The sequence below is a fragment of the Ignavibacteria bacterium genome (genome assembly GCA_016873845.1).
Classification (GTDB): domain Bacteria; phylum Bacteroidota; class Ignavibacteria; order Ch128b; family Ch128b; genus JAHJVF01.
The window spans coordinates 1-15,894 of record VGVX01000063.1 but is presented as its reverse complement, the minus strand read 5'-3'; the positions used below and the strand labels follow the sequence as shown (position 1 = coordinate 15,894).

Annotated in this window: 13 protein-coding genes and 1 pseudogene; 9 read left to right on the top strand and 5 right to left on the bottom strand. The window is 37.8% G+C overall.

Annotation, left to right across the window (positions count from 1 at the left end):
• The 5 genes from FJ213_10560 to FJ213_10540 all read right to left on the bottom strand — a co-directional run.
• The coding region (locus FJ213_10560) for a hypothetical protein (protein MBM4176594.1) at positions 1–2,555 on the bottom strand (2,555 nt) is incomplete at its 3' end.
• A gap of 15 nt (positions 2,556–2,570) precedes the next feature.
• Positions 2,571–2,945: a hypothetical protein gene (locus FJ213_10555; GenBank protein MBM4176593.1), complete on the bottom strand. Its 375-nt coding sequence runs from the start codon at positions 2,943–2,945 to the stop codon at positions 2,571–2,573.
• 238 nt (positions 2,946–3,183) lie between these two features.
• A complete protein-coding gene (locus FJ213_10550) occupies positions 3,184–3,612 on the bottom strand; it encodes a hypothetical protein (GenBank protein ID MBM4176592.1) in 429 nt (142 codons plus the stop codon).
• 175 nt (positions 3,613–3,787) lie between these two features.
• Positions 3,788–4,459: a hypothetical protein gene (locus FJ213_10545; protein ID MBM4176591.1), complete on the bottom strand. Its 672-nt coding sequence runs from the start codon at positions 4,457–4,459 to the stop codon at positions 3,788–3,790.
• 3 nt (positions 4,460–4,462) lie between these two features.
• Positions 4,463–5,140 (bottom strand): DNA-3-methyladenine glycosylase 2 family protein, encoded by a 678-nt coding sequence (locus tag FJ213_10540; GenBank protein ID MBM4176590.1) that lies wholly within the window; start codon positions 5,138–5,140, stop codon positions 4,463–4,465.
• Positions 5,141–5,300: 160 nt separating this feature from the next.
• Here FJ213_10540 and FJ213_10535 point away from each other — a divergent pair, with 160 nt between their 5' ends.
• The 9 genes and pseudogenes from FJ213_10535 to FJ213_10495 all read left to right on the top strand — a co-directional run bounded on the left by FJ213_10535 (position 5,301) and on the right by FJ213_10495 (position 15,827).
• On the top strand, positions 5,301–5,726 hold the full coding sequence (locus tag FJ213_10535; protein MBM4176589.1) for a hypothetical protein: 426 nt from the start codon (positions 5,301–5,303) through the stop codon (positions 5,724–5,726).
• A gap of 163 nt (positions 5,727–5,889) precedes the next feature.
• A pseudogene (locus FJ213_10530) lies at positions 5,890–8,241 on the top strand (efflux RND transporter permease subunit).
• A 36-nt stretch (positions 8,242–8,277) separates the two neighbouring features.
• Entirely contained in the window at positions 8,278–9,246 is a 969-nt protein-coding gene (locus tag FJ213_10525; protein MBM4176588.1) for an efflux RND transporter permease subunit, read from the top strand.
• Positions 9,247–9,250: 4 nt separating this feature from the next.
• The gene (locus tag FJ213_10520) at positions 9,251–10,627 is read left to right on the top strand and encodes a TolC family protein (protein MBM4176587.1); all 1,377 of its coding nucleotides are present in this window, start codon (positions 9,251–9,253) and stop codon (positions 10,625–10,627) included.
• Between the two features lie 51 nt (positions 10,628–10,678).
• Positions 10,679–12,250 carry an efflux RND transporter periplasmic adaptor subunit gene (locus FJ213_10515; GenBank protein MBM4176586.1) on the top strand — a complete coding sequence of 524 codons (1,572 nt, stop codon included), beginning with the start codon at positions 10,679–10,681 and terminating at the stop codon, positions 12,248–12,250.
• A 178-nt stretch (positions 12,251–12,428) separates the two neighbouring features.
• Positions 12,429–12,656 carry a YHS domain-containing protein gene (locus FJ213_10510; GenBank protein ID MBM4176585.1) on the top strand — a complete coding sequence of 76 codons (228 nt, stop codon included), beginning with the start codon at positions 12,429–12,431 and terminating at the stop codon, positions 12,654–12,656.
• A gap of 82 nt (positions 12,657–12,738) precedes the next feature.
• On the top strand, positions 12,739–12,942 hold the full coding sequence (locus FJ213_10505) for a heavy-metal-associated domain-containing protein (GenBank protein MBM4176584.1): 204 nt from the start codon (positions 12,739–12,741) through the stop codon (positions 12,940–12,942).
• A 62-nt stretch (positions 12,943–13,004) separates the two neighbouring features.
• The gene (locus FJ213_10500; protein ID MBM4176583.1) at positions 13,005–15,194 is read left to right on the top strand and encodes a copper-translocating P-type ATPase; all 2,190 of its coding nucleotides are present in this window, start codon (positions 13,005–13,007) and stop codon (positions 15,192–15,194) included.
• Positions 15,195–15,344: 150 nt separating this feature from the next.
• A complete protein-coding gene (locus FJ213_10495; GenBank protein MBM4176582.1) occupies positions 15,345–15,827 on the top strand; it encodes a YHS domain-containing protein in 483 nt (160 codons plus the stop codon).
• The last annotated feature ends 67 nt before the right edge of the window (positions 15,828–15,894 follow it).

The following is a 15,894-nucleotide window of genomic DNA, read 5'->3' as shown; positions in this document are numbered from 1 at the left end:
GCTCGTGCTGTTTGCTCCGCAATAAATCCGGCTTCGGGTGGAGGAGACCAGCCGCGAAGATTCGCCCAAGTCTTTGCCCCCGATGGCGGTACATAGCCAACATATTCCATCTGTTTCCCGGAGGAATCATAATTTGAATTAAAAATGATAATATATTCCTTTGTTGTATCGAGAGATTCTTTTGGATTCCAAATTCCATCCGCAGAAGCTCCTGAACCGAATGTTCTTTCAGTAAATCCGCAAGCAAGCTGTTTTTCTTCTTTGAAGCGTGAATCTTTTATCCAGACTTGAAACGGAACTTCCACAAAATATTCTCCTGGTTTACCAATTGACGGCGAAGTATTAGAACCTGCACAGAGATATACAGTACCAAGAGAATTGCTCAAGTAACGATATGCTTTTTGTGTAGGCCCAAATCGGATTTCGATCTGCCGAAGATCATTGAACTTCACAATTTGTGATTTAACATCTCCCGTGTATGGAAGCGGTATAATTTTTTGTGAAGGAACATCTGTGCCCATATAAAACACACCGCTGACATTATCTTTCTCTGGTTTAATCCATGATGTACCTGTCGAATAATAAACTGGCTCTTTTATTTTTGGTTCAATCCATTCTATTTTCGGCATAATTCCATCAATAACCGGATGAGCGTCATCTTTATTTGAATAAACTTTTTGTGAATCGAGCTCCAATTTTTCTTTAGTTAAATTTTTCAGTCGCCAAAACATCGAATAATTAGTTGAGAGTGAGTCTTTGAAAAAGTTAACAGCATACTGGTCGTTTGTAAGCTTTTCTTTAACCGCTTCTTCAAAAACCACTTTTGATTCCGTTGCACTGCTCAAGCCTGCAATCGGCGTTATTTCAAAACGAAACGGCGAATTGAAGTCTGCGCCCGGTACCGCAGTCCATACTTTTCTTTCTGATTCAGCCATCGTCATGCCGTATCGGGCAGTAATGAGATGTGATTTCGTTTTTGCGTCAATTAGTGAAAGATGAAACGATGAATTGTTTACCCCGATTTTCTTAACTGAAAAGTAATAGGGTTTTCCTTTTATCAGCGGTTTGTTGTTATTAAATGGATCGGTTGCCAAAGAAAAAATAATGTGCCCTTTATTTTTATTGGAATAAATTTCCCGCTTAAGCTGAATTCCTCTTGAAAATATTTTTTCAATTCCAACGTCATCCGTCTTTCGATAAATGTTATCGATGTTATTCTCAATGTCATAGCTTGCGAGTTTTATTGAGTTCTTCATTCCGCCGACAATTGTGTCGATAGAAGGAGTGCGGTGAAGCCAAAGTTCATATCCCTCAATTTGCACATTGCGGACTGTATCGCCCAAAGAAGATTTTACAAATTCTCGATATGACAGGTCTTCTGCTGTTTCCCACGAAATATCGATTTTGTTTTCTGTAGTTCTGAAATGAGGATTTACGTCTCTAAGCTTTGCGATGTTTTGAAACGAATAATCTAAAAACGCACTGTTGTAGCTTGAATATTTTTTTCCCTTAGTTATGCTGCTAAGCGCATCGGTTTCTCTGCCGAGTGTGTAAGCGACAATTATATCAACCGGTTTATTTTTCATGAGTTGAAATCTGCCGACATTTGTCATCATTCTTTGATCATCAGGATAATTTAAAATCCATCCAACTTTTTTAACCGGATCACCGGAATACCAAAAAAGAGGATTGATCTTAGAACAGTCAACTCCTCCAAGTACAACTCCATAGGACCATGTGCAGGGATTAATCGAGGCTCCAATTCTATAAAGTCCATTAAGTCTATTCCAAGATTCATATTTCGTATCCGGTGGGGTAATTACAGTATAGACCAACGTACTAAAAGAACTTATACTTAAATTTTTCGCACCAGCAATTTTTCTTTTCGATTGAAAATCTGATACAAATTCAAAAGCATCGCTCAATGAAGTTTCACCTTCGTCAAACTTTCCATTTCCATTGACATCTGAATAAGTAACATTTGGAATGAAAGCTTTCGGCCCTTGAATAATTTGAGTAAACATTGCAGGAGGATTAATTCCATAATTAGCATCATCGCCATTGTTATAACAATAGCCTGTATTTAAAAGAGTATCGCATCCAACCAAGTCATCAGTATAATCCCCGAGGTCGGGATCCGTCCAGCAGCTAAAAATTACGCTGTCGAGTTTATCTGTAACATCGCCTGTATTGATAATTCTGTATTTTACGAAAACCGTATTTGAAAGCGATTCACCTTCTTTGTAACCAAAAACTGTTTGGTGAATTTCAATCCCAAGTGGATAAACATCATTGTACATTCTCAAACTTTGGGGTTTGCCGTCATTATATACGCACCAGGCAGTTTCATCGCCGATCAAACCGGGACGGTCTTCGTGCAAATCCCAAATTCCATTTTTGTTTTTATCAATAGGATTATAAGCTCCATCTCCATCGCCGTCATAGAATTCAGCGCCAATCTCGACTGCTGTTTTCCATTCCTGCCAGCTTACGCCAAATGGAGTATCGCTGCTTTTTAGAATATAGAGCTTTGCTTTTGGATCGCTTGGATTCATTCCGACTTTTCCTGCCTAGTAATCTCCAATTCTAACCGCACTCGCGACCCCATTTACCCATAAAAAACTGCTATCATAACCGCCATATCCACCGAGGAAAAATCCACCGGAGAATAAAAAAACTTTATCATCATACACACCTTGACGCCCTCCAGGGATTGGTACATCAGCTAAAACTCCGACATTGTTTATAGGCAGCTCAATTTTATTAACTTTGAAGAGATAAGCGTTCGTCGCAGAATTCTGAAGGGAAGTTGCTTGCTTTTTGCCATCAAAAGAAACTAAACTAAATGCTGCCAGAACAATGATGAGAAGAAGAAGTCTGCGTTTAAGAGTATGAAAGGTTATATCCAAAATTGAATCGGCGGGATTTGTTCTTTGAAGATTCATGGCGAACCTCGTGAAAATGTTTTTATTCGGTTGATAACAGAATTTGTACCTAGTCTATTTTAACTCTTTTTTGAGAAAAAAGCCATAGACTATATCAAAGTTTAAATATCAATCCGTCAGTTGACGGAGTTAAATTACAATGCAAAAATCAAAATAAGAGCTGAACAAATTTTACATTTTGATTTTTTGAATTAAAAAAAAATAATTGTCAATTACCCGATAAAAGAAGAGTATTTAATTATTTTACTTCAAATGATTTTGTGAGTGAAAAATTCTTGTTCGAGAGGTTGTCTTTTATATAATAAACAACTTCGTAGTTTCCGGTACCGTTTTCCGGATCGATAGAAAATGAAGCTTCCAGGTTTAAGTAAGAATGAAATTCTTCGTTTGAAGATTCATTAAATTTAGAAACTCCCGCTGATTTAAGTGTGTCATTTTGTAATGTGATTAGATCAACTGTCAATTCTAAATCGGTTGAATAAGAATCATCTTTTTCATTTACTGCGAATCCTTCGACTTTGATTTTGCAAATCGCTTCCCAGCCCAAATCACCGAGCGACATAACGAAAATTTCCGGATCGAATCCGCGAAATTCTTTTGGCGGTTCCTTGCTGCAGGAAATGAACGTGAGTATTGTGAAAATTATTATTAGAGAACTATTTTTCATTTTTCTAATCGCTTTGTTTGAAAATAATTTAACAAATTTTTTTGGGAATTACAGGTTAGTACCAAAACAAATAGCACACAGATCTGCCTGACGGCAGGCAAGTGACACAGATCAGACAGATTAACACTGATTTTTTTAGCCTGTTGTTACCGACCACTCGGTCATAGCGGAAAGCTCATTGCGTGAAATACATCGGGTTTGGAATTTTGAAAGACTTACCGTTGTATCCGCCTTTGAAATCGGATTCCTGATCGCCAAAATTTGCAATTATGTTGTAGCCGTCTTCGGATAATTGTTTGCGAATTTGAAATTTGTACTCGCTTGTTGCAATTTTCGGATCGCGCGGCTTGAGATAAAGTTTTTCAAAACCTGTGTATCCGACTTTCAGTAAATTTCTTTCAGTCGGATCAGGATTACTTATTGATACTGAAGGATAACGTCCCGTGATTACAAAAATTGTAACGTCTTTGGCTTTAATCCAATTATATAATTCCAGCATTGGTTGAACTGCAAACGCTTTTGCCGAATCGATCCATGCATCCCAGCTTTCGCGTGACCAACCGTAATCGTAGTCGAGAATGTATTCAGTATTAAGAAGCAGAGTTTCATCGACGTCGAAGATCACTGCATTCTTTTTTGATGAATCAAAATTTTCTTGTATATATTTTCTTGCATCTTCACAAATTTCTTTGACATCAGCAAGATAGAGAGTCGTATCAGCATAGTATTTATCAATTTCTCTTTTAACGAAATGAATGTTTTGCGGCTCTCTGCTTGATGAGCAGCTTAATATTGAGAGAATTGTTACCAATAAAATTAATCGCACACTGATTTTTCGACACATCATAATTTACTTTTTGATTTTTAATTTTTTATTTAATTCCAGGCTTCTCCAAACATACCAGCTTGCTACAGAATTATACGGATGCCAGTTATTTTCTTTTGAGATTTTTCGGATTTTCTTTTCATCGGGAAGATTGCGCAGCGAGTATAAGTTTTTAATCCCTTTTCTTATTCCGAGATCGCCGACTGGTAAAACATTTAATCTTCCAAGAGAGAACATTAAAAACATTTGGGCAGTCCAAACGCCAATTCCCTTTACTTTTATTAATTCATTAATTATTTCCTCGTCCGGCATTTTAGAGAATTTATTCAGGTGAATAACTTTTGATGTAATCTTTTCACAAAGATCTTTTAAGCATCGAATTTTTGCATAAGATAATCCCAGTTTTCTTAAATCTTCTGAAGGGGTTATGATAATATCTGAACTCAACGGAAATTTTTCTGGAGCAAAATAATTTTTAAATCGATTGAATATTGCACGCGCCGCATACCTCGAAAGCTGCTGTCCAACAATCGATGCCACAAGCAGTTCAAAATATTTTTTATGCGGTTTGATCCTGCATTCACCTGCTTGTGAAATGATATCACGAAGTTTCGAATCGTTTTTTGATAAGTGTCGAACGGCTTTTTCTAATTGCGACTTATGGTCTTTAAGTTTGATAATGGTTCTTTCTATCTCAAAAATCTATGGAGTGCAAATATAGGAAAATCATTACGCGATGCCTAAAAACACACCGATAATATTCGATAATTGTAATTAAGGTTTAATATCAGGAATTTGACAGCAAAGACTGACTTAATTCTTGAATTGGAAACTTTTTTAGTTTAGTTTTGTTGTAGAAAACGTGAAACAAATTCGAAAAATATTAACCTTCGCTCTGATACTCTTTTTCACAGTTACGAATACAGGGCTTCCATTGATAAAACACGTCTGCCAAATGATGGAGACGACATCACTCGAAGCTTGCGATATGTGCAAAGTCGAGGAAGAATCAAACTGCTGTGAAGAGGATAATTTCGAAGTTTCTTTCACCGATAATCAATTCTCAGATTGCTGCCAAAGCGATATAGTATTAAAACCGATCAGCGATAAATTCATCTCCCAAAAAGCCAATCTTGAGAATCAGTTCGCCCCCGTTCACAATTTCTTCAGTTTAACTGGTTTAGATGATTATTCATTCACTGAAATAAAAACATATTCTTCAGATAAATCTCCGCCGTTTTTATTAGATAACCATCTCTATCTTATCAATTCAATTTTTCTTATTTAAACATCCCTCATTATTGGTCGAAAGCTGTAGTTAGAATCTGAGTATTCGTTCTAATTTTTTACCATTGTTTTACTCTATCAGATCTAATTTCTATTTACTCAATACTCAAATCTAATTACTGCTACTTTCTTGGTTTGATGATGATTTAACAATTGGAGTTTTTATGATTGAAAAAATAATTGAATGGAGTTCTCAAAATAGATTTATAGTAATCTTCTTCTATCTGCTGATAGTTGGATTCGGAGTTTATACTGTTGCCAATCTTCCCGTAGATGCAATTCCCGACCTTTCGGAAAACCAGGTCATAATTTTCACCGAATGGATGGGAAGGTCTCCGCAGGTAGTTGAAGATCAGATTACATTTCCGCTCACATCTGCACTGCAAGGTTTGCCCGATGTGAAAGCCGTCCGTGCTTCGTCGATGTTCGGGATGTCTTTCGTCTTTGTAATATTTGAAGATGGAACGGATATTTACTTTGCTCGAACGAGAGTTTTAGAGCGGCTCGCAACTGTGCAAGCGCAGCTTCCGCCAGGAGTAGTGCCTACTTTAGGGCCGGACGGAACAGGCGTCGGGCACATCTACTGGTATACAGTCGAGGGAAAGAATCACGACCTTGGAACTCTCCGTGCAATACAAGATTGGTATGTAAGATATAAGCTCGCTTCCGTTGAGGGTGTTTCGGAAGTTGCAAGCATCGGCGGATTTGTAAAACAATATCAAGTCGATGTTAATCCCAATAAGCTTCGTGCATACAATTTAACTGTATCAGATGTTGTATCGGCAGTTCAAAGAAGCAACAATGAAGTCGGAGGAAAACTTTTAGAGTCGAGCGATGCAGAGTACTTTGTCCGCGGTCAAGGGTACATAATTTCGAGAGATGATATCGAAAATACCGTTGTGAGAAATAATCCGAACGGACTTCCAATTCTTCTGAAAAACATTGCAAGCATTCAAATCGGCGGGGATATAAGAAGAGGTTCATTGGAAAAAGATGGTAAGGGGGAAGTTGTCGGCGGAATCATTGTAATGAGAAGCGGTGAGAATGCTCAGGCGGTTATCGATCGCGTAAAAGAAAAGATTAAAGAAATTTCTCCGGGTCTTCCTGAGGGAGTTGAGATCGTTCCGTCATATGATCGCAGCACGTTGATAAAGGAAGCTGTCGGGACGCTTGAACGTGCACTTCTCGAAGCGGCAATAACGGTTTCGCTGATGGTTGCCTTATTCCTTCTTCATTTCAGAAGCATTGTGAGAATACTTATTGAAATTCCGATTGCAGTTCTTATCTCATTTATTCTTATGTATCTGTTCAACATCACTTCAAATATAATGAGTCTTGGAGGGATCATTTTAGCCATCGGAGTGATTGTAGATTCATCAATTGTGATGGTTGAAAATGCATACCGAAATATTGCTCGTGCAATTGATGAAAGAGGTGAATTGTCGACCGAAGATTATAAAAGAATATCGATCGACTCGGCAAAACAAGTAGGCCGTGCGATTTTCTTTTCTGAACTTATAATCCTTGTCTCGTTCCTTCCGGTATTTTTATTGACCGGGCAGGAAGGCAAGCTTTTCAAGCCGCTTGCATTTACAAAGACTTTTGCGATGGCCGGCGCTTCAATAGTTGTCATTTCTCTGATCCCTGTCTTAATGACTTTACTGATGCGCGGAAAATTTAGATTAGAAAATGAAAATCCGGTTACACGCATTTTCAATAAGCTCTACGAACCGATAATCCATTGGGTGCTCAAGCATCGAAAAACTACGATCGTAATTAATGTAATTGCCTTGCTTGTAACGGTTCCGATGATCCTAAATACCGGATCTGAATTTATGCCTCCTCTTGACGAAGGTTTGATCTTGTTTATGCCGGTTACTTTACCGAACGCATCAATTACGGAAGTTAACCGTGTGATGCAGGTTCAAGATCAAATAATTAAAACAGTTCCGGAAGTCGATCACGTCCTCGGCAAAACCGGGAGAGCGGAAACCGCAACCGACAATGCACCGCTGAGCATGATCGAAACGATCATTCTCCTAAAACCAAAGGATGAGTGGCGCCCAGGAATAACAAAAAATGATATCATTCAAGAGCTTGATCAAAAACTTCAAATCCCGGGTGTGAGAAATGGATGGACACAGCCGATCATAAACAGAATTAATATGCTTGCAACCGGAGTGCGTACGGATATTGGTTTCAAAATATTTGGAGATGATCTTGATACTCTTGAGCATTATGCGATCAAAGCTGAGCAGCTTCTAAAAACCGTAGACGGCGCCGCTGATGTTGTAGCAGAGCGGATTCAAAACGGATATTATCTCGATATTCAAATCAGACGTGAAATTGCCGCACGCTATGGAGTAAATATTCAAGACTTGCAGAATATCATCGAGACTGCAATCGGCGGACAAAATCTGGGATTGGTCCTTGAAGGGAGAATGCGATTCCCGATTCGAATGAGATATGCAAGAGAAACAAGAGATAACATCGATGCATTGAAAAATCTGATTATACCGGTGTCATCATCTAGCGGAGTGAATCCAACAGAAATGAATATGAGCAGTTCCGGCTTTCAGCCCGTATCAATGAATGTTGGGATGAACATGGCAGGAATGAGTTCATCAGACAGAATGAATCGGCAGAATAATTTCCAATCTACGAATTCAAATAATTTTTCTCTTCTCGAATCAAGCAGCAGCGGAGTGATCTATCTTCCGCTCTCAACGCTTACCGAAATAAACGTATTAACGGGACCTCCGATGATAAGCAGCGAAAATGGATTGCTCCGTTCGATAGTGTTTATGAATACACGCGGCAGAGATATGGGAAGCGTCATGGAAGATGCAAAAGAAGTGATATCTGAAAATTTAAATCTGCCGGTAGGTTACTCCTACACTTGGAGCGGACAATATGAAAGCAAGCTCCGGGCGCAGCGGACAATTTCCATAATCATGCCTGTTGTTTTTCTAATAATCTTTATTCTTCTCTACTTCACTTTAAAAGATTATAAAGAAGCTTTCGTTGTTATGCTTTCGGTTCCGTTCGCCTTAATCGGAGGGATGTATATGATCTATATTCTTGGATATAACTTTTCGGTTGCCGTATGGGTGGGATTCATCGCACTTTATGGAATTGCAGTTGAGACCGGAGTCGTAATGGTTGTATATCTGCACGAGGCACTCGATAGAAGATTGCGCGATTTCAAGAAAGGAATTCGTGATGAAATTACCAACGAAGATATCCACGCTGCAACGGTCGAGGGTTCAGTCTTAAGACTGCGGCCTAAACTTATGACGGTTGCATCAAGTATGATCGGACTCGTTCCGGTGATGTGGGCAGCGGGCACAGGCTCGGATGTGATGAAACCATTGACCGCGCCGATGATCGGCGGATTGCTCACTTCCGCAATTCATGTACTAGTAGTGACGCCGGTGCTTTTCACAATAATGAAAGAGCGAGCACTGAAAAAAGGTAAGCTTGAAATTTCGAAAATGGCAGATTGGATGAAGGAGGGATAGAATAATGTATAATGGAGAATGGAAAATGTATAAAGTAGAATTAAAAGTGAAAAGAGATTGTAGTCGCTATAACTCAGTGATTTCTTTGTGCACTCTGTGGTTAATATTACTCTTTTTTGTTCCGATGAATTTAAGCGCACAAAGTATTGACTCGTTAATTACCGAAGCACTGATAAACAATCCGCAGTTGAAAGCATTAAACTATAAGATAAAAGCTTCTGAGTTTAAAGTTGAATCGACCGATACTTATCCTTCTCCCTTAATCGGGATAGAGTTTTCCCAAGTTCCTATCGATAATTTGAACGTTTGGGACAAAGCGGTTTCAAATAATCTTTCAATCTCTCAAATGTTTCCGCTGGGCGGTAAAGTCAGCGCGATGACTGACGTTGCGAAGAAAAATGTTCGGATTGAACAGAACAATTTCGAAGTTTATAAAACTTCATTGATCGCTGAATTGAAGATGAGCTATTTTTCATTATGGTTTATCGATAGAAAAATTGATTTGCAAAAAAAGAACATTGAACTTTTGAAAAAGCTGCTGAATTCAATCACCGTATTATATCAAGTCAATAGAATTAATCAAGCCGATCTTTTAACAATAAAGAGCGAAGTCTCCTCACACGAAGTGCAGCTGATTATTCTTGAGAATCAGCGGGAATCGGAAGTTTATAAGCTAAACAAACTTCTTGGCAGAGAATTATCATCAAAAGATCTTTTTGCGGTTCACAAAATATCGATTCCCAAATTCGAATACTCGGAAGCAGAGCTTTTAAAAATTTTATCTCAACAAAATCCATCCCTTAATAAAATGCAGAGCATGATTGAAATGAACGAATCCGAAGTCAGAGCAAACAATAAGGAATTAATTCCCGACTTGATGCTTTCCGGGATGATAATGCGAATGCCGAGAGGGATGCTGCTTACTTCAAAGACTCCGCCCGCAATGATTAACGGTTATGGTAATATAGAAATCATGTACGGAGTAATGGCATCGATAAATCTTCCTTTTGCACCGTGGTCAGCGAGAAAATACACTGCCAAGGAAGAAGAATTATTAGCGGGCATAAAAGGAATCGAACACGAAAAATCAGACATGGAAAGAGAGATGATCTCGAATCTAAAAAGCGCACTTGTGAAATTAAAAACCTCGGATGAATTGATTAATCTTTACTCGAAAAATGTAGTCCCATCCTATGAACTTGCAGTCGAAGCTCAAACTTCTGCATATCAGAACAATCAAACAACAATCAACTCAGTCATTGATTCTTACAGAATGCTTCTAATGCAGGAGATGAACTACTTTATGGCACAAGCCGATTACCAAATGGCTATTGCCGAAATTGAGATGATGGTTGGTAAAGAATTGAGAATTGAGGATTGAGGATGGAGAAGAAACGAAAAATTTATTTACTTTTAATTTATCATTACAAAGATGGTAATTATTAAAATTTTGAAATTGAAAATGGAGTTAAATATGAAACTATTAACAATAATATTTCTCGTAATAAGTTTGATAACTATTGGATGCAATTCTGATGGCGGCGATCAAAATGCTAAACATACGGAATCATCTGAGGCTCTATACTACTGTCCGATGCATCCGAATGTGACGTCAAACAAACCTGGAGTTTGTCCAATATGTCACATGGATTTGGTAAAAAAATCAGATTCTGAATCAATGTCTGCCGAGACAGAGAATATGATCTCTCTAACGAATTCAAAAATAATCGCAGCAAATGTTTCTACGGTAAAAGTCAGAAGAGAAAATATTAGCAAGCAGATATCTTCTTACAGCTATCTCGATTTTGCAGAGCCAAACCGGAAACAAATAACAGCTCGCTTCAACGGCCGAATTGAAAAACTTTTCGTCGACCAAACCGGCGATTATATTAAGCAAGGACAGCCGCTGTTTGAAGTCTACAGCCCTGATCTAGTGCAAGCTCAGAACGATTACCTAATCGCTCTTAAGTCGAAGGTGAATACTGAAATTGCTTTAACTAGAGAACCCATTGCCGAAAAAAATCCATTATTAGAGTCGGCGAGAAAAAAATTAGAACTGTTTGGAATGACAAACTCGCAAATTGAGACTCTCGAAAAAACGAAAGAAATTAAACTGACGGTCACTTATTATTCTCCATTCGGCGGAACTGTTATCGAGAAAAAAATTCAAGAGGGAAACTATATCAATGAAGGAAACGTTTTATATGACGTAGCCGAGCTTTCAACACTCTGGAACATTGCAGAGATCTACGAAAATGATCTGCAGTTTGTCAAAGTCGGCGATAAAGTTAAACTTAAGCTAGATTCATACCCAAATGAGATTTTTGAAGGAAGAGTTAATTTGATCTATCCGGTCGTTAACGCACAAACTCGTACCGTAAAAATTAGAAGCGTGTTCACTAATCGGAACAATAAATTAAAACCTCAAATGTACGGCGAAGGCATTTTTGAAACGAATCTCGGTTCAAGCCTTGTTGTCCCGGAAAATTCGGTATTAATAACCGGTAAGAGAAACATCGTATGGATAAAATTCGGCGAAGGAATGTTCGAAATGCGCGAAGTTAAACTTGGAGCAAAGTACAACGGTATGTTTCAAATTCTCTCTGGCTTAAAAGAGGGAGAAAAAGTTGCCGCAACCGGAGCTTATTTGATCGATTCCGAAAGTCAATTGAAAAGCGGATCAGGTTCGGCTCATCAGCATGAGGGGATTGAACAGAAATCTGATATAAAAATTGCAAATAAAACAGAATCTCCGGAGAAAGGATCGCATCAAATCCACTCTCCTGAAACAAAAAAGAGTGAGGAAAAAATATTTAATGAGGTTTGTCCAATATTGGGCGAACCAATATCGAACAAAGTTCCGGTAATAGAGTACAAAGGCAAGCTCATCGGATTTTGCTGCAAAGGATGTGATAAAAAATTCGCCGCCGATCCAGAAAAGTATATGAAAAATTTAAGTGCAGATGGGAAAAAATTTATTGGAAATATTGAAGACGAGGAATAATTAATTAACATAAAAACTAATGGAGGATAAAATGAATAAACTAATGCGTCTCATGATATTTGTTCTCGCTTTCATTTTGACTGCTTCTTTAACAATCGCACAGGATAAACAAGTAGTGAAGGATAAGGTCGAGAAAAAATCTGAAATGAAGATGGACGACCATAAAGGCCATCAGAAGATGGAAAAAGAATCCAAAGCGAAAGTTGACAAAGATTCAGAAGTCAAAATCTGGAATGCATATTGTCCGGTTATGGGGGATGAAGTTGATCCAGAAACCAAGACAGTCGAATACAAGGGGAAGACTATCGGTTTTTGCTGCGGTGGATGTATTAAAAAGTTCAACAAGGATCCTGAAAAACACTTGAAGAATTTAGGTCCGGATGGAAAAACGTATAAAAAGAACTAAATCAAATTAAAACGCCATGAAGCCAAGTTGACAATGACTTGGCTTTCTTGGCAACTTGGCGTTAAATTAGAAAAAGAATTATATGAAGACAACAGAACTTAAAATTGACGGAATGAGCTGCAATCACTGTGTGATGGCGGTAAAAAGTGCACTTATGAACTTGGGGATCACTAATTCCGAAGTTGAAATCGGAAAAGTAAAGATTGAATACGATGAATCTTCGATAGAGGAATCTCAAATTCTCTCTGCGATAGAAGAAGAAGGATACAGAGTGATTCAAGGTTAATCAAAGTGCAAGAAGGAATTAAAATAAAAACCGATTCAGAACTCAATCTCCCAATAGAAGGGATGACGTGTGCAAGCTGTGTGCTGCGAATCGAGAAAGCACTAAAAAAAGTCGATGGAGTCGGCGAAGCTGTAGTCAACTTAGCTACTGAGAATGCATCAGTTAAGTTCGATTCAACCCGAACCGAAAAGCTTAAGCTGAAAGAAGCAATTGAAAAAGTTGGTTATAAAGTTATTGAAGCAAAAGCATCGGCTGAAGATGAGGACGAGATAGATGAAGCCGCCCAACTTAGGCAGTCAGTTTACCAAAAGCTCACAAACGAATTAATATTTTCCGCTGCTCTTACAATTCCCATTTCTATTTTCAGTATGCTCGTAATGTATCAGCCTTTCTATGAAATGCTTAATTGGGAAATGGGAACGATCAATAAAATACTTTTACTTGCAACAACTCCTGTTCTAATCTATGGCGGGGAAAGATTTTTCATAATTGCCTGGACAAATGCAAAACATTTTTCAGCAGATATGAATACGCTCGTGGCAGTTGGAACTGGATCGGCATATTTATACAGTCTTATTGCAACACTTTTCCCATGGTTAATTTCAATTCATGGACACGCAGATGTTTATTTTGATACAACTGCGGTAATTATAACACTTATTTTATTTGGTAGATGGCTTGAAGCACGTGCAAAATCCAAAACCACAGATGCAATTAAGAAGCTGATAGGATTAAAACCAAAAACCGCCAACGTAATTCGGAATGGAAATGAAGTAACGATTCCGCTTCTTGATATAATTTTGGATGATATAGTTGTTGTTAGACCTGGAGAAAAAATCGCTGCGGATGGAATTATTTCAGATGGATCCTCATCAATAGATGAATCAATGATTACAGGTGAAAGCATTCCGGTTGAAAAGACAATTGGTAATAAAGTAATTGGTGGAACGATTAATAAATTTGGAAGCATTAACTTTAAAGTAACCGAACTTGGAAAAAAATCAATTCTTGGACAAATAGTCAAATTGATGGAAGATGCTCAAGCATCAAAAGCGCCGATTCAAAGTCTTGCAGATAAAATCGCTTCGGTTTTCGTACCAATTGTAATTGGAATCGCAATTATTACATTCTTTGCTTGGACATTTTTGAGCGATACTGGATTTCAAACTGCTCTTATAAACTTTGTTGCGGTGTTGATCATCGCATGTCCGTGTGCACTTGGACTCGCAACACCAACCGCGATAATGGTAGGAACTGGGATTGGAGCGAATAACGGAATTTTAATTAAGAGCGCTGAGAGTTTAGAACTGTCTCATAAAATTACGGATATAGTTCTCGACAAAACTGGAACGATAACGGAGGGGAACCCTGTTGTAACAGATTTTATTCAATATTACGATAATGAAATTGAACTATTACAAATTATAAAATCAATTGAAAATAAATCTGAGCATCCTATCGCTAAGGCAGTCGTTGAGTATGGAAAATCAAAAACCGTTGAATGGTTGGATGTCGATTCTTTCGAAGTCTTATCGGGATTTGGTGTGAAAGCAAGTGTAAGGGGGAAAACTATTCTGATTGGAAATGATAAATTGATGGTTGCAAATTCAATAGAAACTTCTCTAGCTGAAAGAGATTATTCGAACTTATCAAATCAAGGAAAAACTTTAGTGTACGTTGCAATTGAAAATAGACTCGCATCGCTAATTGCAATTGCAGATCAAATCAAACCGACGTCAAAAAGTGCCATTGCTGATTTACGAAAAATGAATATCAATGTAACAATGCTCACTGGAGATAATGAACGCACTGCAAGTTCAATCGCATCTGAAATCGGAATAAAAAATTACATCGCACAAGTATTGCCAGCAGATAAATCAAGTGAAGTAAAAAATCTCCAGCAGAAGGGGAAGATCATTGCAATGGTTGGCGATGGAGTTAATGATGCGCCGGCAATTTCTCAAGCTGATGTTGGAATAGCAATGTCAAGCGGGACAGATGTTGCAATGGAAGCCGCAGACGTTACGCTAATGAAAAATGATCTAAGAGACGTGGTAAAAGCTATCAAACTTTCCCATTTGACCATAAAAGCAATAAAACAAAATCTCTTTTGGGCATTCATTTACAATGTTATTGGGATTCCGCTTGCGGCTATTGGGATGCTTAATCCAATTATTGCTGCAGGGGCTATGGCGTTCAGTTCTGTTTCGGTTGTTATGAATTCGCTTCGTATAAGGAGAAAGAAGATTTGATGCTTAACTATTTAAAAATTGAGTTCGATTCCATTTTTTTGATGAATCAATATTTGTTAAATTTGTATAGAAGCAATTTTTAACAGACTCTTAATTAATAAGAATTAGCAACCGATAATTAAAAAAACATTAACTAAATAAGGAATAAAAATGCAAAAACTATTTGTTATATCAATTCTTTCTTTATTTGTGCTTATTGGATCAGTTTCGGCACAAAGCAAGGAAAAGACTACTACAAAAGAAAAAGATAAAAAAGAATGCACTACCACAAAAACTGTTGATAAAGAAAGCTGTGGAGATAAAGCATCCAAAAAAGAATGCGGCACTGATAAAAAATCAAAAGCCAAATCTTGTTGTTCAGAAGGTGAAACAAAAGCTCACTCAAAAAAATCCGATGACCATTGTAAAACCGATGGCCATTCAAAAGCAGATGCTGGTTCAGAAAGTTATAAATCGTTTAACACAGTTTGTCCCGTCTCCGGTATGGATGTAAAAGCAAATGTTAAAACTGTAAGCTTTGAAGGTAAAGATTACGGATTTTGCTGTGCAGGCTGCAACGAAAAATTTTCTGCAACCCCAGAAAAATACAGCAAACAGCTTAATGAAGATGGCACAAGTTTATTGAAGAACTAAATCGTCCTTAAGATTAGCTTAGAAACCCAATTTGTCTCTAACAAATTGGGTTTTTTATTTTTTATCA

Excerpts from the sequence above, each read along its gene's own strand:
- FJ213_10505 (MBM4176584.1), top strand. The coding sequence starts at position 12,739 with ATGAAGACAACAGAACTTAAAATTGACGGAATGAGCTGCAATCACTGT.
- FJ213_10510 (MBM4176585.1), top strand. The coding sequence starts at position 12,429 with ATGGAAAAAGAATCCAAAGCGAAAGTTGACAAAGATTCAGAAGTCAAA.
- FJ213_10550 (MBM4176592.1), bottom strand. The coding sequence starts at position 3,612 with ATGAAAAATAGTTCTCTAATAATAATTTTCACAATACTCACGTTCATT.
- FJ213_10495 (MBM4176582.1), top strand. The coding sequence starts at position 15,345 with ATGCAAAAACTATTTGTTATATCAATTCTTTCTTTATTTGTGCTTATT.
- FJ213_10500 (MBM4176583.1), top strand. The coding sequence starts at position 13,005 with ATGACGTGTGCAAGCTGTGTGCTGCGAATCGAGAAAGCACTAAAAAAA.
- FJ213_10515 (MBM4176586.1), top strand. The coding sequence starts at position 10,679 with ATGGTAATTATTAAAATTTTGAAATTGAAAATGGAGTTAAATATGAAA.
- FJ213_10525 (MBM4176588.1), top strand. The coding sequence starts at position 8,278 with ATGAATATGAGCAGTTCCGGCTTTCAGCCCGTATCAATGAATGTTGGG.
- FJ213_10545 (MBM4176591.1), bottom strand. The coding sequence starts at position 4,459 with ATGATGTGTCGAAAAATCAGTGTGCGATTAATTTTATTGGTAACAATT.
- FJ213_10555 (MBM4176593.1), bottom strand. The coding sequence starts at position 2,945 with ATGAATCTTCAAAGAACAAATCCCGCCGATTCAATTTTGGATATAACC.
- FJ213_10520 (MBM4176587.1), top strand. The coding sequence starts at position 9,251 with ATGTATAATGGAGAATGGAAAATGTATAAAGTAGAATTAAAAGTGAAA.